Raw genomic sequence first — 22,691 nt, forward strand, 5'->3', positions numbered from 1 at the left:
TCGCTGGCGCCGCCGCCGGTCAAGCCAGCCATATCTCGCCCTACCTGGGCAGAACTGACGCCCATGCAGCAACAAGCGCTCAAACCGCTGGCTTCAAGCTGGAACGCCATCAATGAGGGGCAAAAGCGCAAATGGCTGGAAATCTCCAAAAATTACCCCTCGCTGCCTCCCGAAGGCCAAGCCACCATGCACAGCCGCATGAACGATTGGGTCATGCTGAGCCCCCAGCAACGCGCACAGGCACGGCTCAATTTTGGCAAGACAAAGGAGCTGTCCGGGCAATTGACGCCGGAAGAGAAAAAAGCCAAGTGGGAAACTTACCAAGCCCTGAGCGCCGAAGAAAAGCAGAAGCTGGCAGCCAAAGCCAGCCCCAAGCCGACTGGCGCCGCCACGGCTGTCAAGCCGGTGGCTCCGCAGAAACTCGCCGCCGTTCCGCCCCATCCCAACAAGCCGGTCACCAAGCCTGAGCCTAAAATCATGCCTTCACAACCGGCGGAGGCTGGCAATCCCTCGGCACTGCGCCCGGGTGAAGCCGGCAGCGGCCGGCTTGGTACCGCACCCCAGCGCTGACCACCCGCCAGTGCGCACACTGGCCGAGGTTATTTAATAATTAGTGCCGCAGCCATTTTGGGGCGCCTGCTTGGCGCTATAAAATTGATAGTATCCAACATTCCGGCTACCCCGCCGACGCCCATACCATCACTTCCCAGGCGCATGGCCTGCTGGCTATATGAAGGCCTGCTGATGTTCGGGGTGGTCTTCATTGCCGGCTATCTGTTCGGCACGCTGAGCCAGACGCGCAATGCGCTGGACAATCGCCATGCCTTGCAGGCCTTTGTTTTTGTCATTTTCGGCATTTACTTCGTCTGGTTTTGGGCCAAAGGCCAGACCCTTGCCATGAAGACCTGGAATATCCGTGTGGTTGATGTGAACGGCGCTTCCATCACCCAGCGGCGCGCCCTGCTGCGCTATCTGCTGAGCTGGCTGTGGTTCCTGCCGCCGCTCGGCGCGAGTTGGCTGCTGGGCCTCTCGGGTGCGGAAGGGGGCGTATTGACGCTGGGCTGGGTTGCCATCTGGGCGATTTTGGCGCGCTTTCATCCGGAGCGACAATTCTGGCACGACGCCTGGGCCGGCACGAGGCTGGTGACCTGGGTGGCGCCCGAAAAACAAAAGCGCGCAGGCAAGCGCAAGCCAAAGAACAGCCCGGTAGCCCCCGATCCGTCCTAACATCAACATGCCACAAAGCTGCGAGACAATGCCCCCATGTCCGAACAAGTCCAGTTTTCAGCTTCCGCAGCGACCAGCGCCAACCCTAACGTGACCTCCGACGAACGGGTCAACCCTCAAAAACACCGCAAGGGCCTCTCCCGCATCTGGCACGCCTTGGGCTATTCTGTCGCCGGTTTGCGCGCCGGCTGGCACGAGACGGCTTTTCGCCAGGAAGCCATTGCCTCCATCGTGCTGGTTCCGGCCGCCTTCTGGTTGGGTCGCACCTGGGTCGAAACCGTTTTACTGGCCGGCACGGTCATTCTCATCATGATTGTCGAGTTGCTCAATACCGGGATTGAAACCGCGATTGACCGCATTGGTCCCGAGTGGCATGACCTTTCCAAGCGCGCCAAGGACATGGGCAGCGCCGCCGTGCTGCTCAGCCTGCTGCTTTGCGCCGGCACCTGGGCGCTGGCCCTGTTTCAGCGGTTTGCAGCATGAATTCCAGCACCCTGAAACCCGCTTTTTCCGTCTGTATCTACTGCGGCTCCCGGCCCGGAAATACCCCTGAATTTGCCGCAGTGGCGCATGAGGTTGGCAGCTGGATAGGCCGGCACGGTGGCCAGCTGGTCTACGGTGGCGGCCGCAATGGGCTGATGGGCATCATGGCAGACGCTGCACTGGCCGCGGGCGGGCGCGTGCTGGGCGTGATTCCCAAGGCGCTGGTGGAAAAGGAATGGGCCCACACCGGCTGCACCGAGCTGCACATCGTGAACACCATGCACGAGCGCAAGCGCATCATGGCCGAGCATGCCGATGCATTTTTGGCGTTGCCGGGGGGCATCGGCACGCTGGAGGAGTTTTTTGAAGTCTGGACCTGGCGCCAGCTCGGCTACCACGACAAACCCGTGGGCCTGCTCAACATGGCCGGCCATTACGACAGCCTGCTGGCGTTTCTGGACTCTGCCGTCAAAAGCGGCTTCATGAGCGACTGGCAGATGGAACTGATCTGTACCGGCAGCGACGCGCAGGCGCTGCTGCAGCAGCTGGTGCAGGCGGCCGGTATGACGGCCACCACCGCACGACTAGACCAGATTTAAAGCTGTCGGGCAAAACGCCGCGGTCACCGAACGCAGCGAGCAACGAAGTGCCGCCTCGAGCAGGTTTTACCCCCTTGAGGGGGCAGCGAAGCACACAAGGTGACGAGCCTGGGGACCGGTTAGACGGCCGCTTCGTCCTCTTCGCCGGTACGGATGCGCACCGTGCGCTCGACGGCGGTGATGAAAATCTTGCCATCACCGATCTTGCCGGTGCGTGCCGCGCGCACGATGGCGTCCACACAGCGTTCGACGTCGTCGGTTTTCACGACCACTTCCACCTTGACCTTGGGCAGGAAGTCGACCACGTACTCGGCGCCGCGGTAGAGCTCGGTATGGCCCTTCTGGCGACCGAAACCCTTGACTTCGGTCACGGTGAGGCCGGTAACCCCACATTCAGCAAGAGCCTCCCGGACTTCTTCCAGTTTGAAGGGTTTAAGGATCGCGGTAATTTGTTTCACTGAAAGATCTCCGTTGGTTCTGAATTCTGAATATTGGCTACTGCCTTGAATGTAGCGCCAATGCGGCTCCCAAGCCCGACCCTAGGCGCGAAATTTGCTGGTAATAGGATAGCGCCAATCCTTGCCAAAACTGCGGTGTGTGACCCGGATGCCCACCGGGGCCTGGCGGCGTTTGTACTCATTGATCTTGATGAGCCTGGCCACGCGCTCAACTACCGCGCGCTCATAGCCGGCGGCAATGATGGCTTCCACGCTCTGGTCGTTTTCCATATAGCGCTCCAGGATCGCGTCCAGCACCTCGTAGGGCGGCAGGCTGTCCTGGTCGGTCTGGTCGGGGCGCAGCTCGGCGCTCGGCGGCCGCGTGATGACACGCTCGGGAATCGGATTGGCACCTGTCCCATACGGATCATTTTCGTTGCGCCAGCGCGCCAGCTTGAACACCGTCGTCTTGGCAAGATCCTTGATCACCGCAAAGCCGCCTGCCATGTCACCATAGAGCGTGCAATACCCGGTGGCCATCTCGCTCTTGTTGCCAGTGGTGAGCACGATGGAGCCAAACTTGTTGCTCAGCGCCATCAAAAACACCCCGCGAATGCGCGCCTGGATGTTTTCTTCGGTCGTATCTTCCTTCAGGCCCTTGAACTCATGGGCCAGCGAGCCCTTGAAAGCTTCAAACTCGGGAACAATGGAAATCTCGTCATAGCGCACCTTGAGACGCTGCGCCATCTCACGCGCATCCACCCATGAAATGTCAGCCGTATACGGGGACGGCATCATGACCGTGCGCACCTTGTCGGCACCCAGCGCGTCCACCGCGATGGCCAGCACCAGCGCTGAGTCAATGCCACCTGACAGGCCCAGAATCGCACCTGGAAAGCCATTTTTGCCCAGGTAATCGCGCACGCCGAGCACGAGGGCGTCCCACAAGTCGGCTTCGTTGCTGCGCCCCGGTTCAATATCAGCTACTAATTTGAGAGTGCCTGGTATACGTTCTGCCTGGACTGCAAACAAATTTTCCTTGAAACTTTCAGCCCGTCCGGCCAATGCGCCGTCGGCTTGCAGTGCAAACGAATGGCCTTCGAACACGATCTCGTCCTGACCACCCACCAGATGCGCATAGACCAGCGGCAGGCCGGTGGCCTGCACCCGGCTGCGCATCATCAGCTCGCGCTCGCCGCCCTTGCCGACGTGGAACGGCGAGGCGTTGATGACGGCCAGCAGTTCGGCGCCAGCCGCTTTGGCCAGCCGCGCCGGCTCTTCAAACCAGGCGTCTTCGCAGATCAGCAGGCCGATGCTGATAGCGTCTTCGCCCTCCCCGGCCTGAAACACGCACACGCCCTGCCCGGGTGTGAAGTAACGGCGCTCGTCAAACACCTGGTAATTGGGCAGTTCGCGCTTGGCATAGGTTTCCATGACACGGCCTTCGCGCAGCACCTTGGCCGCGTTGTGGCGCTGCTGCACCGCCATGCTTTTGGTGCGCAGGCCCCCGCCATGCCCGGTATTGCCGTGGGTCGGCGTGCCCACCACCACCGTCAGGCCTTTTAACCCGGCAAGCTCACGGGCCACCAGATTCACGGCATCATCACAGGCTTGGATGAAGGACGGGCGCAAAAACAGGTCTTCGGCCGCGTAGCCGCAGATCGCCAACTCGGGCGTGAGCAGCAGCCGGGCACCGCCTGCATAGGCCGTGCGGGCCGCGTCAATGATTTTTTGCGCATTGCCCGGCATGTCGCCCACGCAGAAGTTCAATTGGGCAACGCAGATTTTGAGAGTCATGAAAACGAGAAATTCCGTTCGGGCTGAGCTTGTCGAAGCCTTGGTCAATCAAAACACACAACCCTTCGACAAGCTCAGGGTGAACGGAGGATTGCGTGCCTGAAAACGATTATGTCATCCGCGTGCTGGATTCGCCGCTGGACGTGAACGCAGACGACTGGAACGCCCTGCTGGCCGCGCAAGACCCGGCCGGCAGCCTGAGCCCCTTCATGCGCTACGAATACCTGGCCGCCATGCACCAAAGCGGCAGCGCCACGCCCGAGACCGGCTGGACGCCCCGCTTTGTCACGCTCTGGCAGGGCAAAACACTGGCAGGCGCCTGCGCCCTCTACCTCAAGGCCCACTCCTACGGCGAGTACGTGTTTGACTGGGCCTGGGCCAACGCCTACCAACAGCACGGCCTGGACTATTACCCCAAAGCCGTGATTGCCCCACCCTTCACACCCGTGCCCGGCGCGCGCTTGCTGGCGCGCGATGCAGCGGCGCGCACGCTGCTGGTCCAGGCGCTGGTGGCCTGGTGCGAGGAAGAAAAACTCTCGTCACTGCACCTGCTGTTTGCCAGTGACGACGATGTGGCCGCCTGCGAAGAAGCCGGGCTGATGCTGCGCCACAACGTGCAATTTCACTGGCAGAATGTGGCCCCCACGCTTGTCGCTTCGCGTACTGCGCTACCCCCCGAGGGGGCTATTTTTCCTAGGGGCGGCCCGTCGGAAAAATGCTCCACTCCCACGCTCGGCCCGCTCTCCGTTCGTCCTGAGGTATCGAAGGACACTCCCGGCAATGAAACAGGCTCCGCTGAAGCCGACTCCGTTCGGGCTGAGCCTGTCGAAGCCATCCCTGCCCCGGTGAGCCCTTCGGCAAGATCAGGGCGAACGGATGGCGCGCCCGGCTACCGCGACTTCGACGACTTCCTGATGTCCCTCAGCCAGGAAAAGCGCAAAAAAATCCGCCAGGAGCGCCGCAAGGTGGCTGAGGCCGGCGTGACCTTCCGCTGGTCGCTGGGCCAGGACATCAGCCAGGAAGACTGGGACTTCTTCTACCAATGCTACGAACGCACCTACTACGAGCACGGCAACGCGCCGTATCTGAGCCGCGACTTCTTTGCACGCATGGCCCGCACCATGCCCGAGAACTGGCTGCTGTTTGTGGCCGAGCGCCGGGGCCGGAAAATTGCTACAAGTTTGATAGCTGTTGACGCAGGTTTTGCTGGGGCTACAGGCCAATTTGGCTTAAGAGATTCGCCAAAGATAGCCTACGGCCGCTACTGGGGCGCCATCGAGCGGGTGGACTGCCTGCACTTTGAAGCCTGCTACTACCAGCCGCTGCAGTGGTGCATGGAACACGGCTACCAGCGCTTTGAAGGCGGCGCCCAAGGCGAGCACAAAATGGCGCGCGCCCTGCTCCCGGTCAAGACCACCAGCGCCCACTGGCTGGCGCACCCGGCATTTGCCGACGCAGTCGAGCGCTTCTTGGCCCGCGAAGGGGCCGGTATTGAGAATTACATGGACGATCTGGAACGGCGCAGCCCGTTCAAGGGCTCAGCTAGTACTGCAACCCGGAAGTAGCGAAACAAAATGAAAGTGATGGATTCGTGCCCAGGGCAAGGCGCCAAGCCGCAGCAAAGGCTGGGCGCCTTCGCAAGGGTTGCAACGCCGCCATGGGTGCGAAGACGCGCTTTCATGTTTCGATATTTTCGGGTTGCAGTACTAGGCCCTGACCGCGCTACTTGATCGCAGTGGCGGGCTTGATCTGTTGCATCAAGTCGTTGTCCCACTTTCCATCGACCAAGATGTGCGAAATCGCACCCAGCATGGTGGCCTCAATCAGATTGTGAGACAGGTAGGCATACATGCCTGGCTGCTTGAAGGTGTACACGAAAGCCCCGGCTGAGCCCGCCGCAATGCTCCAGCTCTCCTGCCCGCGCAAGGGCGGGTCATTGAATTTGCCGCGCTCCCACAAATAGTCGGCATGGCCCCCGATCAGATGGGGGTAGGACGGCCGGTTGGCCTGCGAGTGGATAAACAACACGGTCTCGCCCACGCTGGCTTTCATCGCGTTGTTGCCCGTGAGCGCACCGACCTTGCCACCGAAAGCCACGTGCGTCGGAATCAGCCCGCGCATGACTTGCAGGTCATCATTGAGCGAAAGAGCGGGACTGGCGTAGCGCTTGTACTTGCCGTCTGCCTCCTGGGGCAGGTAGTAATCCTGCTCGCCGATGTAGTAAGCCCTGTCGTAGCGAATGGCCGTGCCATTGGCATCCTTGAGGCCATCGCGCGGCAAGATCATCACGGCGCCGTTCATGCCGTGCACCACATGCCACGGCACCATCACGCCGCCGGGGGCGCAGTGGTACACAAACACGCCTGGCTTGGTGGCCTTCCAGCGCAACACCACCTCCTGGCCGGGGGCCACCATGGTGAGCGCGCCACCGCCCATCGCCCCGGTGGCCGCATGAAAATCAATGTTGTGAGGCAGTTGGCTGGTTTCGGGGTTCACCAGCGTCAGCTCGATATAGTCACCCTCGTGAGCCACGATCAGCGGCCCGGGCACGCTGCCATTGAAGGTAAATGCCCAGACATAGGCACCGGGCGCAAGCTCGATCTCCTTTTCTTCAATCACCAGACGCACTTGCACGATGCGTGGCTTGCCGGCGTTGACTTGCGAGTGAACGGGCACCGCAGGCGGAGGAACCAGAACCTGGGTGACGCGCTCCACGCCCGACAAGCTGGCGGCCTTGCCCACCTCGAAGCCGGGTAAACCACCTGTTTGCGACTGCCCAACCAGTGGCAGCAACAGCGCTGCCGTGACTATCAATAGCTTGTTCATCATGGATCCTTTGCGCCCAAACCAAGGTCAGGCCTGCCGCTCCGAACGACGCCACTGCTGCATCAGCAAATGGGGCGCCAACGGAAATTTCATTAGGCGCCAATCTGGCGGCAAAGTATTGATCCCTGTCAAACAACCGGCAGGCGGCCTGCGTTCTGCTCAAAAAGCCAAAGCAGAAAACCGCTACGTCAGCGCAGAAACTGTGCTGGCCAAACTTGAGCAAAAGCTCGCAGCCGCAAAGCAGCCAACGGACTGCACGGGCCGCGCATCAGGGAACTGATGATTTCATTCGGTGCGTCTGACTATGTAGCCCCCACGCTTTTCACTTCGTGTAATGCGCTGCCCCCCGAGGGGGCCGTCGCTTGCTCGGGGCGGCCCTTCGCGGCGCTTGCCCCCACGCTTTTGGCTTCGCCGCTCTTCGAGAACACTTCGTGTAATGCGCTGCCCCCCGAGGGGACCGTCGCTTGCTCGGGGCGGCCCTTCGCGGCGCTAGCACTCATAATCGCTACACTTTTAATAGCTGCCTACGCACAAACAGCAAGGGTCAAGGCTTGTTTTCGCTTACAAGAAAATCAAGAGGGCAAGCCTTGATCCCCCGATTAACCAGCATTCACTCCGCCTTCGCCTCACCCTCCGAGCGCACCATAAAAGGCCAGGCATGAGCCGGTTTGGCTGGATGTGCTGTGGCGGGCTGCTTGCCCGCTGAAGCCGGCAACGCTGGCACTACACTGGCAACCGGGCTGGCAGGCTTGGCATTGGGGCGGCTGAGGTCTGCATTCTGTATGGCCATGATCAATCCATGTCTGAAGAGGTGGATGAGCCAATGTAAAGACTAGCGAGCATGCCGGCTGTCAGACATTGGTGATTTCACTGTAGGACGGCGCGCCGGCAATCAGCAAACTGCCTGGTTACGCCCGGATTGCAATATTCATCAGGCCGCAAGGAGCCACCCCATGACCACCACCGCCCGCACCTACACCGTCAAACTGGTAGACGCCCAGGGCCTGAGCACCGCCCAGCGAAGCGCGGCCGAACTGCGCTTTCGCATGGCCCTTGACTTTGCACTGGGCGGGCCCGAGTACGTGCTGCCCGCGCTGCAGACCTGCTTGCTGGTGCGCGCGCTCAACGAAGACCAGCCGCCGGAATCAACGCCCGAGGCCGAGCAGCAAGTCATTGCGCTATGGGAGAAGGCCGAAGCCGATGCCATCATGGCCGCGTTCAAGCCGCTGGGCAAAGAGATGGGGGATGCGCGGTTTGTGATTCGCAGCTGAAGCCGCGTTGACACCGAAGTTGCCCAGGTTTGTCATCCCGGACCCCGGATCAAGTCCGGGGCAGGCTCTGATCCGGGACCCATGCAATTACCTCACCGTCATGCAGAACGCCTGGCCAACAAGGCCCACACGCCTGCAACCGAGAGCAGCGAGCCGCCCGCGATGTTGAAACGCCGCTGCGCACGCGGCGAAGCCAGCAAGCTGCGCGCCGAGCCGGCAAATATGGCGTACAGCGTGGCATTGAGCGTGGCCATGACCACGAACGTGACGGCCAGAACCCAAAGCTGCTGCGCGACACCGGCATTCGGGCTGATGAACTGCGGCAAAAACGCCACGAAGAACACGATGCCCTTGGGATTGAGCGCCGTGACCAGATAGGTATTGGCGAAAAGCCTCCAGCGGGAGCCGGGGACGGCCGGCGCGACCAATTCGGCGGACGAGATGCCTGCGCGCAGCAGCCTGATGCCGAGGTAAAGCAAATACAGGCCACCCGCCCACTTGACCACGGTGAACCAGAAGGCCGAGGTGGCCAGCAGCGCACCCAGACCGAGCAGCGACACGACCAAGGCGGTTGAATCACCCAGCGCCACGGCAGCGACGAGCGGAACATTCGCGCGCCGGCCATGCGCCATGGAGTAGCTGATGACCGTAAGAATGGTCGGGCCAGGAATGATGAGCAGGACCGCGGACGCGGCAACAAAGGCAAACCAGAGTTCGACAGGCATGAGAAATGCTCCTTTGGTGGCTAACGAGTTTGTGCCGCAATTTATGCTACAAAGCCTGCGGTTTAAATCGGTGGCCGAGGTTTACTCTGGACACGCGATTGCTTCCCAACTGGGATATATGAACCTCCCCACAACGGCAAGAGACTGACCGATAAAAAAACGAAAAACAACTGAAAAGAGAAACGATGTAACTGCTTTTCAGTTACATTACGTTCACAGAAAGCGTAAAATCGCATGTCTAAACACCAAAAGGCTTTGGCTAGGCTACGCGCCAAACCACCAGCTGCCGATATCAAGTGGAATGAACTCAAAGGCGTGCTTGAACATTTGGGGTACGAAATGCTGAAAAACAGCGGTTCTAGGCGCAAATTTGTTCACACCACGACAAAGGCCTTGATTATTTGCCATGAGCCCCACCCTTCGCCGAACGTAGACAAAGGGTGCATCGCAGACGTTGTTACACATCTCGAAGCTAACGGTTTTATCTAGAGGATATTGTGGAAATTCTTAAATACAAAGAGTTTGAAGGAAGCGCCGAACTGGACATGAAGCGCAATGTCTGCCGCGGAAAGATTTTGTATATTGATGACGCCGTCACGTACGAATCGAAATCTATTGGTGATCTTCAAAAGCAATTTGAAGAAGCCGTTGATGACTACATCGAAACCTGCAAACAAATTGGCAAAGAGCCTCAAAAATCTTGCAGAGGCCAGTTCAACGTTCGGGTAAGCCCGGAGCTGCACAGAGCTGCCACACGACGTTCCATTGCTGACAATACCAGCCTCAATGATGTCGTTTGCAAAGCGCTGGGGGCATACCTTGGGTCAGCCACAAGCCCGGTCTCCGTTACAGCACATGGTGTTGAGACGCATCGAGCCAGCATCTTGCAGACGGTTCTTGTTTCGAAGATCGACCCCGCCGCATTTTCAAGACGGTTGGATTCAACCGCGACTACGGTCCGCCTGACTCAAAGTCAACCGCGAGCCGGCGTAACCGAGCCGAAAGAGTACTGGGAAGCCATAGGCTCATCAGTAGCAGAAACACTACCGACAACTCCGGAGCATATCTATGCCCACTAAGCCTCATAAAAAAGTGGCAACTGCAAAACCGCAGGTTCGCTTTTATATTGCTGAGGACTTGCGGCAGGAACTCAATGGCAAGGTGAGCGCCATTGGGCTGTACACCGATAACGTCGTTGTACTCCCTTTACCTGAAAACATCCCTGAGCCAACAGAATCAACGCCCATCCTGATCAAGTCTCTGGGATTCTTATTCAACTTTTCAAACCTCACTCACGCGACCACGATTTCGATCGACATTAAGGCCGATGAAAAACGCAAGCCATTCATGCAATCGCATGAATTTGCAATGCCAGGTACCGGGCAGTCGATCAATATGGTGGGGGTTATGCAACCCTGTGTAGTAACGTTTTTTGGCGAAAGAACGCTCATTGTCACGGTTGGAGAATCGGTGCATACTTTTAATTTTGAAATTCGCAGAGCACCTCTTTCGACCATTGGCGCCGTACCAGAGCCGAAAATTGAGATACCAAAAATTCGAAACCGCGCTCTCGCCGCCCGCAAAAAAACAGCCAAGGTAACGTAGGCATGTACGTCGAAAGTAAGTGACAGAAGCTCCTCAGTAAATTGGGAATGTTTCAATCCAGTTTTCAGAATTGAACATACCGGAGACCTAAAGCTCGAACCTCAGAGTAATGCCTACTCATCACGGCAAACCCTAATCCCACCCCCATTCCGCCTGAGTTAAGGTCTCCCCACGGAGACATAACAATGAAATCCCTCAGCGGCCTGGACGCGACTTTCCTCTACCTCGAAACCCCCGAAATGCCCATGCATGTGGGCTCGCTCAACCTCTGCGAGCTGCCGGTGGGCTTCAAGGGCAGCTTTCACAAAGAAGTCCAGAAGCACATCGCCAAACGCATACACTTGGCGCCGGTGTTCAGCCGCAAGCTGGCTTTCATGCCGTTTGACCTGGGCCATCCGCTGTGGGTGGAGGCTGAAGCCGTGGACGTGGACTTTCATGTGCGGCGGGCGGACCCGGCCAAAAGGGGCGCGCCGCCCATGACGGTGGCGCAGGCACACGCGCTGTGCGCCAAACTGCATGGCGAGCTGATTGACCGCCGCTACCCGCTGTGGGAGTTTTATATTTTTGACCGCATCAAGCTGCCTTCGGGCCAGATCGTTGGCGGCTTCTATTCCAAAATCCATCATGCGGCGCTTGACGGCAAGGGCGGCGTGGTGCTGGCCAATGCGCTGCTGGACCTGGGGCCCACGCCACGCGAGGTGCCGCCGCCGGACCCGGCGCACCAGCGCAAGCTGCAGGCCGACCTGAAGGTGGGCAAGATGATTGGCTCGGTGTTTTCCAACTCCTTGGCGCAGGTGGTCAAGCTGGCCAAGACCCTGCCCTCGGCGGCCAGCACCCTGGGCGGCACGCTGGCCAGGCAGGCGCTCAAGGGCTCCGGCACGGGTCTGCGCCCCAAGCTGCCGATGCGCCTGGCGCCCAAGACCCCGTTCAACGTGGCGATTGGCGCGGACCGGGTGTTTGTGACGGCCACCGTGCCGCTGGCCGAATGCCGCGCCATGGGTGAGGCGGTGGGCGGCACCTTTAACGATGTGGTGCTGTGGATCTGCTCGACGGCGCTGCGCAACTACCTGGCGCAGCACGCAAGCGTGCCCAAAAAGTCCATGGTGGCGGCCATGCCGGTGTCGCTGCGCGAGGCGGGCCACAACGATGCGGCCGATCTGGGCAACCAGGTCAGCATCAGCCTGGTGGAGCTGGGCACGCACCTGGCCCACCCGCTCAAGCGCATGAACGCCATCATGGCGTCGACGGCCAAGGTCAAGACCTCGATGCAAAGCCTCAAGAGCCTGCTGCCCACCGACTACCCTTCGCTGCTGGCGCCCTGGCTGGTGGGCGGCGCGGCCAGGGCGGCGCTGAACGCCTATGGCAAAACCGGCATGGCGGCGCGGCTGCCTGCGGTGGCCAACCTGGCCATCTCCAACGTGCCCGGGCCGCAAGTGCCCTTGTACCTGGCGGGCGCGCGCTTCTTGAGCTTTCATCCGCTGTCCATCGTGCTGCACGGGCTGGCGCTCAACATCACCATCCAGACTTACGCGGGGCATGTGGACTTCGGCATCATTGCCGGCAAACAGGCGCTGCCGCACGCGCAGGACCTGGCCAGGGCGGTGGAAGCGGCTTTCAGGGAGGCACTGAGCCTGCTGGCGCCGGCACCGCCCGCTGCTGAACCAACCGCGCCGGTAAAACCCCGCAAGCCCCGTGCCGCCCAAACAACGAAATTAGAGAAGCCTCTCACTGGTAAAGCCGCGAAGCGCCCCGATACTGCTTCTGTCAGCACCAGCAGCACTAGCAATAGCAACAGCACAAGAAACAATGCTTCCAACCATGGCACGACCCGCGCGAAACCAGAAGTCAGGCAAGTCCGCAAAGCCCAGCCCGCCACCAAGGCGGCCCGAAGCCCTGCACGACGTACCGCCGCCTAGCGCCTTGCTGCTGGCGCTGGAGTTCCGCGCACTCTGGGAATTTGGGGCGGTGCTGCCCGCGTGGCCCCTGCTGGCGCGGGCGCCCCGTGGCGATGGCCATGCGGTGGTGGTGTTCCCCGGTTTGTCGGCCAGCGACGGCTCGACCATGCCGCTGCGGCGCTACCTCGATTGGCTGGGCTACCAGACCAGCGGCTGGGAGCAGGGCTTTAACTTTGGCCCGCGCGCCGGCGTGCTGGAAGCGGCCCGCGCGCATGTCACGCACGCCTTCGAGGCCACCGGGCGCAAGGTCAGCCTGATTGGCTGGAGCCTGGGCGGCGTGTACGCGCGCGAGCTGGCCAAAGAGCTGCCGCATAGGGTGCGCGGCGTGATCACGCTGGGCACGCCGTTTGCCGGCACGCACCGCTCGACCAACGCCTGGAAAATCTACGAGCTGGCCAGCGGCCGCAGCATTGAGCAAGAGGCTGAAAACTACGACCTGCCCGCCGCCCCGCCGGTGCCGACCACCAGCATTTACTCGCGCACCGACGGCATCGTGGCTTGGCAAGGCAGCATTCAGGCGCCCAGCGCCGCCAACCCGCAGACCGAAAACATCGAGGTCATCGCCAGCCACGTGGGCCTGGGCCTGAACCCCAGCGCCTGGTGGGCCGTGGCCGACCGGCTGGCGCAGGCCGAAGGCCGCTGGCAGCCGTTTGCACGCAAGGGCGGCCTGCATGGCCTGATTTACCCGGAGCCGAACCGGGCTTGATCAGGGTTTGGCGAAATAACGCACGCCGGGCAGGCTCTCGAAGTGCTGGTCCTGCGTCCACAGTGTGGCCTTGTAGCGCTGCGCCGTGGCATAGATCAGGCTGTCGGCCAAGGGCAACGACAGCTTGGCTGCCTCCAGCGCCAGCCCCTCGTCCAATGGGACCAGTTCGCCTTGCTGCATCTGCGCCGCCACCTGCAGCGCGGCATCTTCGCCATGGCTGCGCAGTACCTTCTTGAAGACTTCGTAGAGCGTGATCACGGGAACGACGAGGCGATCCGTGTCTTCGATCGCGGCGGCGAAGGACGTGGCCAGCGGTGTGTCGAAGAAATACTCGAGCCAGGCCGAAGAGTCGACGACGTTGAAACCGCGGCTGGTGGCCATCAGAGCCGGTCTTTATCCCGCTCGATCCGAGTATCCGGCTCAGTGCCCTTGCGGTGCAGGAAGCCGCGCATGGACTTCATGCTGCGGGAAGGAATAATCTCGACCCGGTTCCCATAGCCGATGACGTGCATCTTGTCCCCCGGCGCGAGCTGAAGCGCGCTACGGATCGACTGCGGGATGACAACCTGGAATTTCGGCGACAGGGTAACGGTTTCCATATCGATCATGTTACCGTTAAACGCTGTCGCCGGCAAGCTCAAGCCTTGGCCTTCTGGGCTTTCTCGTAGTTGGCCATGCCGTCGGTAATTTCTTTCTTGGCGGACTCGGGGCCTTCCCAGCCCAGCACCTTGACCCACTTGCCTTCTTCGAGGTCTTTGTAGTGCTCAAAGAAGTGGGCGATGGTTTTCAGGCGCAGCGGGTTCAGGTCTTCAGGTTTTTGCCACTGGGTATAGATCGACAAGATCTTGTCGGTGGGCACGGCCAGCACCTTGCCGTCTTCGCCGGCTTCGTCTTCCATCTTCAGAATGCCGATGGGGCGGCAGGTGACCACCACGCCGGGGATCAGGGGCACCGGGGTGATCACCAGCACGTCCACCGGGTCGCCGTCGCCGCTGATGGTTTTGGGCACATAGCCGTAGTTGGTCGGGTAGTGCATGGACGTGCTCATGAAGCGGTCCACGAAAATCGCGCCCGACTCCTTGTCGACTTCGTACTTCACGGGGTCGGCGTTCATCGGGATTTCGATGATCACATTGAAGGCTTCGGGAACGTTTTTGCCGGGGGAAACTTTATCGAGAGACATGAAGGGAGTAGTTGTTGCTGGAAGTTGAGGTAAATCGTCGGTATTTACCCGCATTTTACTGATCCAGACCTTACGGGTCGCCAAGTTGTCATGTTTTCACGTTAAATTTCGCGAGTTGGCCAATCGTCTCCTCACGGGAGCAACGAGGAAGCAACGCAGCGGGGGTGACAGCACCACACTAGCGTTGCCACCCCCTCCAAGCGAAAAACAACGTAGGAGATTTCTCTATGACTGGCAACTCGGCGCTGATACTGGCGCTCGTCTGCGGGCTTATTGCCGTGGGATACGGCTTCTGGGCACGCAGCTGGATTCTTTCGCAGGATGCAGGCAACGCGCGGATGCAGGAAATTGCAGCCGCCATCCAAACCGGAGCCGCCGCCTACCTGGCTCGGCAATACAAGACCATTGCCATGGCGGGCGTGGTGCTTGCTGTGCTGATCGGACTCTTTCTTGACGGTAAAACCGCCGCGGGCTTCTGTGTAGGTGCGCTGCTGTCGGGGGCTTGCGGTTTCATCGGCATGAACATCTCGGTGCGCGCCAACGTGCGCACCGCGCAGGCCGCCACGCGGGGCATTGGCCCGGCGCTGGATGTAGCCTTCCGCGGTGGCGCCATCACCGGCATGCTGGTGGTGGGCCTGGGCCTGCTGGGCGTGACCGGTTTCTACTGGTTCCTGGTGGGCAACGGCAACTTCACGCCCGACAAGAACCTGACCACCCTGCTCAACCCGCTGATCGGCTTTGCCTTCGGCGCCTCGCTGATCTCCATCTTCGCGCGTCTGGGCGGAGGCATTTTCACCAAGGGCGCTGACGTCGGCGCCGACCTGGTGGGCAAGGTCGAAGCCGGCATTCCCGAAGACGACCCGCGCAACCCGGCCGTGATTGCCGACAACGTAGGCGACAACGTGGGTGACTGCGCCGGCATGGCGGCCGACCTGTTCGAGACCTATGCGGTGACGCTGATCGCCACCATGGTGCTGGGCGCCCTGCTGGTGGCGTCTGCCCCGCTCAACGCCGTGGTCTACCCGCTGGCGCTCGGGGCCGTGTCCATCGTGGCTTCCATCATCGGCTGCTTCTTCGTCAAGGCTTCGCCCGGCATGAGGAACGTGATGCCGGCGCTCTACAGGGGCCTGGCCGTGGCCGGCGTGCTGTCGCTGATTGCCTTTTACTTCGTCACGATGTGGCTGATGCCTGACAACGCCGTGACCGCCTCCGGCACGCAGATACGCCTGTTCGGCGCCTGTGCCGTGGGCCTGGCGCTGACCGCCGCGCTGGTCTGGATCACCGAGTTCTACACCGGCACGCAGTACTCGCCGGTGCAGCATATCGCGCAAGCTTCCACCACGGGCCATGGCACCAACATCATTGCCGGCCTGGGCGTGTCCATGCGTTCCACCGCGTGGCCGGTGCTCTGCGTCTGTATCGCCATCATGACGGCCTATTCGTTGGCCGGCTTGTACGGCATTGCCACGGCCGCCACCGCCATGCTGAGCATGGCCGGCATCGTGGTGGCGCTGGACGCCTATGGCCCCATCACCGACAACGCCGGCGGCATTGCCGAAATGTCCAAGCTGCCCGCCAGCGTGCGCGACATCACCGACCCGCTGGACGCGGTGGGCAACACCACCAAGGCCGTGACCAAGGGCTACGCCATCGGCTCGGCCGGCCTGGCCGCGCTGGTGCTGTTTGCCGACTACACCCACAAGCTGGAAGGCTATGGCAACGCCATCAGCTTTGATTTGAGCGACCCGATGGTGATCGTGGGCCTGTTCATCGGCGGCCTGGTCCCCTACCTGTTCGGCGCCATGGCGATGGAGGCCGTGGGCCGCGCCGCCGGCTCGGTGGTGGTGGAAGTGCGTCGCCAGTTCCGCGAGATCAAGGGCATCATGGAAGGCACGGCCAAGCCCGAATACGGCAGGGCCGTGGACATGCTGACCACCGCCGCGATCAAGGAAATGGTGATCCCCTCGCTGCTGCCGGTGGTGGTGCCGATTCTGGTCGGCCTGATGCTGGGCCCCAAGGCGCTGGGCGGCTTGCTGATGGGCACCATCGTGACCGGCCTGTTCGTGGCGATCTCCATGTGCACCGGCGGCGGCGCCTGGGACAACGCCAAAAAGTACATTGAAGACGGCAACCACGGCGGCAAGGGCTCGGAGGCGCACAAGGCCGCCGTGACCGGCGACACCGTGGGCGACCCCTACAAGGACACGGCCGGGCCGGCCGTGAACCCGCTGATCAAGATCATCAACATCGTGGCGCTGCTGATCGTGCCGCTGATGATGAAGTTCCACGGTGGCTCGGCGCTGGCCGCAGTTGCACCGCCGATGGCGACGCCCGCAGCCGTAACGGCACCGGCCCCTGCGATGCCCGCCCCGGCCGCCGCACCTGCGGTAGCAGCACCGGCGGCACCGGCGTCCAAATAAGAGCCCTGCTTCGCCAAAAGCCCGCTTCGGCGGGCTTTTTTTATTTATTCATACCGCATAAGTTACTATCAATTTAATAGCAATATACGCATATAAATAAAGGGGCGCGGCCCGATTCGGCTAAATTTTTTGGACGCCTCGCGTTTTCGCGCAAAATGCTAAGCATGCAACTCAATTACATCGCCAACGCATCCGTCCGTTCATCCTCGGGCCAATCCATCCCTGTCATCGATCCGTCCAACGGCCAGCCCTTCGACGACATCCAGCGCAGCAACGCACAGGATATTGATGACGCCGTTCAGGCGGCGCATCACTGCCTGGAAACAGTCTGGTGCAAGCTCAGCGCCGCCGAGCGCGGCCGGCTCCTCATGCGCCTGTCGCACAAGGTGGCCGAACATGCCGAAGAACTGGCCATGATCGAGCAGCGCGACTGCGGCAAACCGACCAAACAGGCCAGAGCCGACGCCGCCGCGCTGGCGCGCTACTTCGAGTTTTACGCCGGCGCCTGCGACAAGCTGCACGGCGAGACCATTCCCTACCAGGACGGCTACAGCGTTTTCACCTGGCGCGAGCCGCATGGCGTGACCGGCCACATCATTCCGTGGAACTACCCGATGCAGATTTTCGGCCGCAGCGTCGGCGGCGCGCTGGCTGCCGGCAACGTCTGCGTGGTCAAACCCGCTGAAGACGCCTGCCTGTCGCTGATCCGTGTGGCGCAGCTGGCCGCCGAGGTCGGTTTTCCGGCCGGCGCGATCAACATCGTCACCGGCTACGGCCACGAAGTCGGGGATGCGCTGGCACGCCACAAGGGCATAGACCACATCAGCTTTACCGGCAGCCCGACCATAGGCACGCTGATCCAGCAGGTAGCGGCCGAGCGCCACTGCCCCGTCACGCTGGAACTGGGTGGCAAAAGCCCGCAAATCGTCTTTGCCGACGCCGACCTGGACGCCGCCATTGTGGCCATCATCAACGCCATCGTGCAAAACGCCGGCCAGACCTGCTCGGCCGGCTCGCGCCTGCTGGTGGACCAGCAGATTTACGAGCCCCTGCTCGAACGCCTGGGCCAGGCCTTTGCGCAGCTGCGCGTCGGCCCCGCGACCCTGGACCTGGACGTCGGCCCGCTGATCCGCCAAAGCCAGCAGCAGCGCGTCCGGGACTTTTTGAGCGATGCCCAGGTCGCCAACATCCCCATGGTCGCGCAAGGCCAGATCGTGGAAGAAGCCCCTGACACCGGCTTTTACCAGGCCCCCACCTTGCTGCGCGATGTGCCGGTGATGCACCGCCTGGCGCAGGAAGAAGTGTTCGGCCCGGTGCTGTGCGCCATGAGCTTCAAGGACGAGGACCATGCGGTGGCACTGGCCAACGCCACCCAGTTCGGCCTGGTCGCCGGCATCTGGACACGCGACGGCGCGCGCCAACTGCGCATGGCCAAACGTGTGAAGAGCGGCCAGGTCTTCATCAACAACTACGGTGCCGGCGGCGGTGTGGAACTGCCTTTCGGCGGCGTCAAGTCTTCGGGCTATGGCCGCGAAAAAGGCTTTGAGGCGCTGTACGGCTTCACCACCCTGAAGACGGTCGCCGTGCGCCACGGCTGAACACCAGCCCTTAAAGCTCAAGCCAAACAAGGCTGCAGCCCTTTAAAGATCGGCGCAAGCAGCTACCAAATCAATAGCAATCAAGGAAACCATCCATGCGAGTCAAAAACAAATCCATCATCGTCACCGGTTCCGGCGGCGGCATCGGTGAAGGCATTGCCAAGCGGCTGGCGGCCGAGGGCGCGAAGGTGATCGTCAACGACATCAATGTTGCTCTGGGCGAAAAAGTCGTGGCCGAGATTGTCGAAGCCGGCGGCACCGCGTCCTTCTTTGCGGCCGACGTGACGAAAACGGGCGAGGTCAAGGCGCTGGTCGCCGCTGCCGTGCAGCGTTACGGCAAGCTCGACGTCATGGTCAACAACGCCGGCTGGACGCACCGCAACCAGCCCGCGCTGGAAACCAGCGAAGACGACTTTGACCGCTGTTACGCCATCAACGTCAAAAGCATTTACCTCTCGACCATTCACGCGGCACCGGTTTTCCGCGCGCATGGCGGCGGCAGCTTCATCAACATTGCCTCCACCGCCGGCGTGCGCCCGCGCCCGGGCCTGAGCTGGTACAACGGCTCCAAGGGGGCGGTGATCACCACCTCGAAATCACTGGCTGCCGAGCTGGGACCGGACAACATCCGCGTGAACTGCATCAACCCGGTGTTCAACCCCGACACAGGCTTGTCGGCCGAGTTTGCCGGCGGCCCGGTCACCGGTGTCGAAGGCGAAGCGCGCCGGGCAAGGTTTTTGGCCAGCATTCCGCTCGGGCGTTTTTCGACGGCGCTCGATGTTGCCAATGCAGCGCTCTACCTGGCCAGCGACGAAGCCGCTTTCATCAGCGGCGTGTGTATCGAGGTAGACGGCGGACGCTGCGTCTAGCCCCAATACTGCTCAGATACGTAGCACCGGCACCGGCCTTTTGAAGTCAAGGTCGGCGGATCGCACGGCTTCGTAAGCGCGCGAGGCCCTGAGCACCAGTGCGTCGCCAAACATCGGCCCGACAAACTGCAGGCCTATCGGCAAGCCCGCTGCGGTCAAGCCGCAGGGCACGGTGCTGGCCGGTTGCTGCGTCAGGTTGAAGGGGTAGGAAAACGGTGTCCAGCCCAGCATGGCCGCCGAGCCCATCGCGGTATGTCCGGCAGGCCGTGCCTCGAATGCCGGCACGGCCACGCTGGGCGTGACGAGCAAATCAAAACCCTGCATGAACTGGCGCATGTGAGCGCCCAGCGCGCCGCGCCGCAGATGCAGGCGCTGCACGTCGAGCAGGCTGAGCTTTTCGCCTAGCAGCGCCTGCGCACGAAAATCGGGATCGGTCAGCGCCTGTTGCCCGGCTGTGAGCGTGTTCCAGAGCGTCCAGGCACCGGCAAACCACAGGCCGGTGCTGATTTCCAGCGGGTCTTCAAAGCCCGGGTCGATCTGCTCGACGCGGGCGCCCAGGTCCACCAGCTGCGCCACCGCTGCTGCGACCGCCTGCGCCACCTCGGGGTGCACATGGCGGGCGTAACCCAGTGTCGGCGACCAGGCGATGCGCAAGCCCCGGATGCCGTCCTCCAGCCCCTGCAGGTAGTCGCTGGCATCAAAGGGCAGCGAGGTCCAGTCACGGGCGTCGGGCTTTTTCAGCACATTCATCAGCAAGGCCGCATCACGCACGCTGCGGCTGTGCGGCCCCAGGTGCGCGACCGAGCCAAACGGCGACAGCGGGTAGGCCGGCACGCGGCCAAAGCTGGGCTTGAGGCCAAAGTTGCCGCAAAACGCCGCCGGAATGCGCACCGAGCCGGCGCCGTCGGTGCCTATGGCCAGCGGCCCCAAGCCGGCCGCCACCGCTGCTGCGGCGCCGCCGGAGGAGCCACCGGGGGTTTTGCTCACATCCCAGGGGTTGCGCGTGATGCCGGTGCGCGGCGAATTGGTCTCGCCCTTGCAGCCAAATTCTGGCGTGGTGGTTTTGCCGAGAATTACCGCCCCGGCTTCGCGCAGCCGCGCGCTGGCCGGCGCGTCCACGTCCCAGGGCTGGTTGGCGTCCACCGTATGGCTGCCGCGCAAGGTCGGCATGCCTTGGGTCAGGATCAGGTCCTTGATCGAGACCGGCACACCATCGAGCTCGCCGCAGGGCTCGCCACGAGACACACCGTTTTTGCGAAAGCGCTGCCAGCGCGCTTCGCTGTCCTGGGCAGCCTGCATTGCGGACTCGTGCGCCACCAGGCAGAAGGCGTTGAGCTGGGGGTTGAGCGCATCGATGCGCGCCAGCACCGCGCGTGTGGCTTCTACCGGCGAGGCCTGGCCTGTTTTGTAGAGCTGCAGCAACTCGGTTGCCGTGCAGTCAGCCAGATCGGGCAGAGGTGCGGATGCTGTCATCAGTTACTCCCACTAAGGCCTGCGCCTGATCGACTCGGGCAAATTCTTCCACGGTAAATCGGCCGGGTCCGCCGCCATCGGTCCGGCCGCCTTGGCAATCAGGATGTCGGTCGCCGCATGGGCCACCAGTGGCGTGAAGTCGGCACGAAAGTGGTTGGAGCTTTTGACCACGATGATTTTCATCGCTTCGGGTGCTATGCCGACCATGCGGAACAGCTCGCGGTCCAGCATCTGCTTTTTGCCGCTGGCCACGGCCACCAGCACGCCATCGATTTCGAGGCAGGCACAGGGCCCGAGGTGCACGGTGAGCCCGGTCATCATCAGGCCCTTGAGCGTGACTTTGCCGTCGTGCACCGCGCGCACTTTGAACTGGCCGCGCAGCGGCGGGTCGCTCAAATGCCCGGTGAAGGTCGGCACGGCCTTGCCCAGGGTGGTGGAAATGGTCGCACCCACGCCAGCGGCCGCGGCCATCGCCGCCGCCTCGGGATCGAACATCAGGCCGAGTGCGACCTGGCCGGGAAAGCGTCGGCCTGCACCTTGTTGCAACAGGGCATGCAGCAGGCCGGTCGTGTTGCTGTCGCCGCCGGCCCCGGGGTTGTCCTGGGTGTCGGCCATCACCACCGGCTTGTCGCTGCGCGTGGCCAGCGCCATGGCCTGGGTCACGGCGTCGGCGGCGTCCAGCGTCGCCAGCCGCCACTGGGCAGGTTCGGCCACGCGGGCGCCCAGGCGTTGCACGGCTTGCGCCGCATGCTCGCCATAACCCCAGACCATGGGCGCGCACTCTGCAAAATCAGCCGCTGGAAACGCCATGCAAAAGCTCAGGACCGAGCCGAAGTCCCGGTCCAGGGCCAAGAGCTCTTCGTACACGCTTTTGGCCGGCTCCATCCAGGTGCTTTGCGCGTTGAGCGGAATCAGGAAGGGCAGGCGCTGAAAGTGCAGCGGCTCGCGCCGCCCGAGCTTGATACGCCGCGCCAGCAACTGCGCCGCCAGTTCGCCGGTGGCGGCCATGTCGACGTGGGGGTAGCTGCGGTACGAGACCAGCGCATCGGCCTCCTGCAACATGCGCCGCGTGACGTTGGCATGCAGGTCCAGGCTCGCGACGATGGGAATGTCGGCGCCCACCACGCGGCGTATGCGCGCCAGCAGTTCGCCCTCGGTATCGTCCACATGTTCAGCCACGGCCGCACCGTGCAGGTCCAGGTAGACCGCATCGAAGCCGCCCTTGTGCACATCGGTGAGGATGGACGCGCTGATGCGTTCGAACGCGTCCTCGGTCACATAGGAAGAAGGGATCGCACCGCACCAGCTGCTGGGAACAAGCTGCCAGCCCAGGGTAGCGGCCGCGTCGATGAAGCCGCCGATGGGAATGTTGATGCCCGTGAGCTTGTCCAGCATGGCCCGGCCATGAACGAAGGCGGGAAAGGAGTCGCCGCGGTTGAACGCCGCCCAGTCGGCCTTGGTGGGGGCGAAGGTATTGGTTTCATGCTGGTAGCCAGCGACGAGAATTTTCAAGCTTT

General features: G+C 62.0%; 24 protein-coding genes. 15 read left to right on the forward strand and 9 right to left on the reverse strand.

From position 1 onward, the window contains the following. From V6M61_RS11280 to V6M61_RS11295, 4 genes are all read left to right on the forward strand, one after another. On the forward strand, nucleotides 1–570 hold a 570-nt coding region (locus V6M61_RS11280), incomplete at its 5' end, for a DUF3106 domain-containing protein (RefSeq protein WP_332776672.1). A gap of 84 nt (nucleotides 571–654) precedes the next feature. Further along, nucleotides 655–1,227, forward strand: a complete 573-nt coding sequence (locus tag V6M61_RS11285) for an RDD family protein (RefSeq protein WP_332776673.1) — start codon at nucleotides 655–657, stop codon at nucleotides 1,225–1,227. A gap of 36 nt (nucleotides 1,228–1,263) precedes the next feature. Further along, the gene (locus V6M61_RS11290) at nucleotides 1,264–1,710 is read left to right on the forward strand and encodes a diacylglycerol kinase (protein WP_332776674.1); all 447 of its coding nucleotides are present in this window, start codon (nucleotides 1,264–1,266) and stop codon (nucleotides 1,708–1,710) included. Then, nucleotides 1,707–2,309, forward strand: a complete 603-nt coding sequence (locus V6M61_RS11295; RefSeq protein WP_332776675.1) for a TIGR00730 family Rossman fold protein — start codon at nucleotides 1,707–1,709, stop codon at nucleotides 2,307–2,309. The genes V6M61_RS11290 and V6M61_RS11295 overlap by 4 nt, the downstream gene beginning before the upstream one ends. A 119-nt stretch (nucleotides 2,310–2,428) precedes the next feature. Here V6M61_RS11295 and V6M61_RS11300 read toward each other — a convergent pair whose 3' ends face one another. Beyond that, on the reverse strand, nucleotides 2,429–2,767 hold the full coding sequence (locus V6M61_RS11300; RefSeq protein WP_011483231.1) for a P-II family nitrogen regulator: 339 nt from the start codon (nucleotides 2,765–2,767) through the stop codon (nucleotides 2,429–2,431). A gap of 81 nt (nucleotides 2,768–2,848) precedes the next feature. Then, nucleotides 2,849–4,543 carry an NAD+ synthase gene (locus tag V6M61_RS11305; protein WP_332776676.1) on the reverse strand — a complete coding sequence of 565 codons (1,695 nt, stop codon included), beginning with the start codon at nucleotides 4,541–4,543 and terminating at the stop codon, nucleotides 2,849–2,851. A gap of 95 nt (nucleotides 4,544–4,638) precedes the next feature. On the opposite strand from V6M61_RS11305, the gene V6M61_RS11310 reads away from it, so the two are divergent. Further along, on the forward strand, nucleotides 4,639–6,108 hold the full coding sequence (locus V6M61_RS11310; protein WP_332776677.1) for a GNAT family N-acetyltransferase: 1,470 nt from the start codon (nucleotides 4,639–4,641) through the stop codon (nucleotides 6,106–6,108). A 157-nt stretch (nucleotides 6,109–6,265) separates the two neighbouring features. Here V6M61_RS11310 and nirK read toward each other — a convergent pair whose 3' ends face one another. After that, nucleotides 6,266–7,369: a copper-containing nitrite reductase gene (gene nirK / locus V6M61_RS11315; protein WP_332776699.1), complete on the reverse strand. Its 1,104-nt coding sequence runs from the start codon at nucleotides 7,367–7,369 to the stop codon at nucleotides 6,266–6,268. A gap of 1 nt (nucleotide 7,370) precedes the next feature. Between nirK and V6M61_RS11320 the strand changes: the two genes are divergently transcribed. Both V6M61_RS11320 and V6M61_RS11325 read left to right on the forward strand, forming a co-directional pair. After that, entirely contained in the window at nucleotides 7,371–7,649 is a 279-nt protein-coding gene (locus V6M61_RS11320) for a hypothetical protein (protein WP_332776678.1), read from the forward strand. 673 nt (nucleotides 7,650–8,322) lie between these two features. Then, nucleotides 8,323–8,640, forward strand: a complete 318-nt coding sequence (locus V6M61_RS11325) for a hypothetical protein (RefSeq protein WP_332776679.1) — start codon at nucleotides 8,323–8,325, stop codon at nucleotides 8,638–8,640. Nucleotides 8,641–8,738: 98 nt separating this feature from the next. Here the strand turns inward: V6M61_RS11325 and V6M61_RS11330 are convergent, their stop codons facing one another. After that, nucleotides 8,739–9,365 carry a LysE family translocator gene (locus tag V6M61_RS11330; RefSeq protein ID WP_332776680.1) on the reverse strand — a complete coding sequence of 209 codons (627 nt, stop codon included), beginning with the start codon at nucleotides 9,363–9,365 and terminating at the stop codon, nucleotides 8,739–8,741. Nucleotides 9,366–9,599: 234 nt separating this feature from the next. On the opposite strand from V6M61_RS11330, the gene V6M61_RS11335 reads away from it, so the two are divergent. From V6M61_RS11335 to V6M61_RS11355, 5 genes are all read left to right on the forward strand, one after another. Beyond that, nucleotides 9,600–9,854, forward strand: a complete 255-nt coding sequence (locus tag V6M61_RS11335; RefSeq protein ID WP_332776681.1) for a type II toxin-antitoxin system HicA family toxin — start codon at nucleotides 9,600–9,602, stop codon at nucleotides 9,852–9,854. Between the two features lie 8 nt (nucleotides 9,855–9,862). Beyond that, nucleotides 9,863–10,444, forward strand: a complete 582-nt coding sequence (locus V6M61_RS11340) for a type II toxin-antitoxin system HicB family antitoxin (RefSeq protein WP_332776682.1) — start codon at nucleotides 9,863–9,865, stop codon at nucleotides 10,442–10,444. Further along, nucleotides 10,434–10,970: a hypothetical protein gene (locus V6M61_RS11345; protein ID WP_332776683.1), complete on the forward strand. Its 537-nt coding sequence runs from the start codon at nucleotides 10,434–10,436 to the stop codon at nucleotides 10,968–10,970. Before V6M61_RS11340 ends, V6M61_RS11345 begins: the two co-directional genes overlap by 11 nt. 185 nt (nucleotides 10,971–11,155) lie before the next feature. Continuing rightward, complete coding sequence (locus V6M61_RS11350; RefSeq protein ID WP_332776684.1) at nucleotides 11,156–12,886, forward strand: wax ester/triacylglycerol synthase family O-acyltransferase; 1,731 nt, start codon at nucleotides 11,156–11,158, stop codon at nucleotides 12,884–12,886. Beyond that, nucleotides 12,789–13,631: an alpha/beta hydrolase gene (locus V6M61_RS11355; protein WP_332776685.1), complete on the forward strand. Its 843-nt coding sequence runs from the start codon at nucleotides 12,789–12,791 to the stop codon at nucleotides 13,629–13,631. Before V6M61_RS11350 ends, V6M61_RS11355 begins: the two co-directional genes overlap by 98 nt. Here the strand turns inward: V6M61_RS11355 and V6M61_RS11360 are convergent, their stop codons facing one another. From V6M61_RS11360 to ppa, 3 genes are read right to left on the reverse strand one after another with little or no spacing between them, the layout of a single operon-like run. Next, nucleotides 13,632–14,012 (reverse strand): type II toxin-antitoxin system VapC family toxin, encoded by a 381-nt coding sequence (locus V6M61_RS11360; RefSeq protein ID WP_332776686.1) that lies wholly within the window; start codon nucleotides 14,010–14,012, stop codon nucleotides 13,632–13,634. After that, entirely contained in the window at nucleotides 14,012–14,230 is a 219-nt protein-coding gene (locus tag V6M61_RS11365) for an AbrB/MazE/SpoVT family DNA-binding domain-containing protein (protein WP_332776687.1), read from the reverse strand. The genes V6M61_RS11360 and V6M61_RS11365 overlap by 1 nt, the downstream gene beginning before the upstream one ends. Before the next feature lie 38 nt (nucleotides 14,231–14,268). Further along, nucleotides 14,269–14,814 carry an inorganic diphosphatase gene (gene ppa / locus V6M61_RS11370; RefSeq protein WP_332776688.1) on the reverse strand — a complete coding sequence of 182 codons (546 nt, stop codon included), beginning with the start codon at nucleotides 14,812–14,814 and terminating at the stop codon, nucleotides 14,269–14,271. A gap of 227 nt (nucleotides 14,815–15,041) precedes the next feature. Here ppa and V6M61_RS11375 point away from each other — a divergent pair, with 227 nt between their 5' ends. The 3 genes from V6M61_RS11375 to V6M61_RS11385 all read left to right on the forward strand — a co-directional run bounded on the left by V6M61_RS11375 (nucleotide 15,042) and on the right by V6M61_RS11385 (nucleotide 19,701). Further along, nucleotides 15,042–17,234 (forward strand): sodium-translocating pyrophosphatase, encoded by a 2,193-nt coding sequence (locus V6M61_RS11375; RefSeq protein WP_332776689.1) that lies wholly within the window; start codon nucleotides 15,042–15,044, stop codon nucleotides 17,232–17,234. A 164-nt stretch (nucleotides 17,235–17,398) separates the two neighbouring features. Further along, entirely contained in the window at nucleotides 17,399–18,832 is a 1,434-nt protein-coding gene (locus V6M61_RS11380) for an aldehyde dehydrogenase family protein (protein WP_332776690.1), read from the forward strand. 95 nt (nucleotides 18,833–18,927) lie between these two features. Continuing rightward, on the forward strand, nucleotides 18,928–19,701 hold the full coding sequence (locus V6M61_RS11385) for an SDR family oxidoreductase (RefSeq protein WP_332776691.1): 774 nt from the start codon (nucleotides 18,928–18,930) through the stop codon (nucleotides 19,699–19,701). A gap of 12 nt (nucleotides 19,702–19,713) precedes the next feature. On the opposite strand, the gene V6M61_RS11390 is transcribed toward V6M61_RS11385, so the two are convergent. Both V6M61_RS11390 and V6M61_RS11395 read right to left on the reverse strand, forming a co-directional pair. Continuing rightward, on the reverse strand, nucleotides 19,714–21,174 hold the full coding sequence (locus V6M61_RS11390; RefSeq protein WP_332776692.1) for an amidase: 1,461 nt from the start codon (nucleotides 21,172–21,174) through the stop codon (nucleotides 19,714–19,716). Nucleotides 21,175–21,186: 12 nt separating this feature from the next. Then, nucleotides 21,187–22,686: a M81 family metallopeptidase gene (locus V6M61_RS11395; protein WP_332776693.1), complete on the reverse strand. Its 1,500-nt coding sequence runs from the start codon at nucleotides 22,684–22,686 to the stop codon at nucleotides 21,187–21,189. Nucleotides 22,687–22,691 lie beyond the last annotated feature (5 nt).

Origin of the sequence: Polaromonas sp., assembly GCF_036676035.1 — a bacterium.
Lineage (GTDB): Bacteria > Pseudomonadota > Gammaproteobacteria > Burkholderiales > Burkholderiaceae_C > Polaromonas.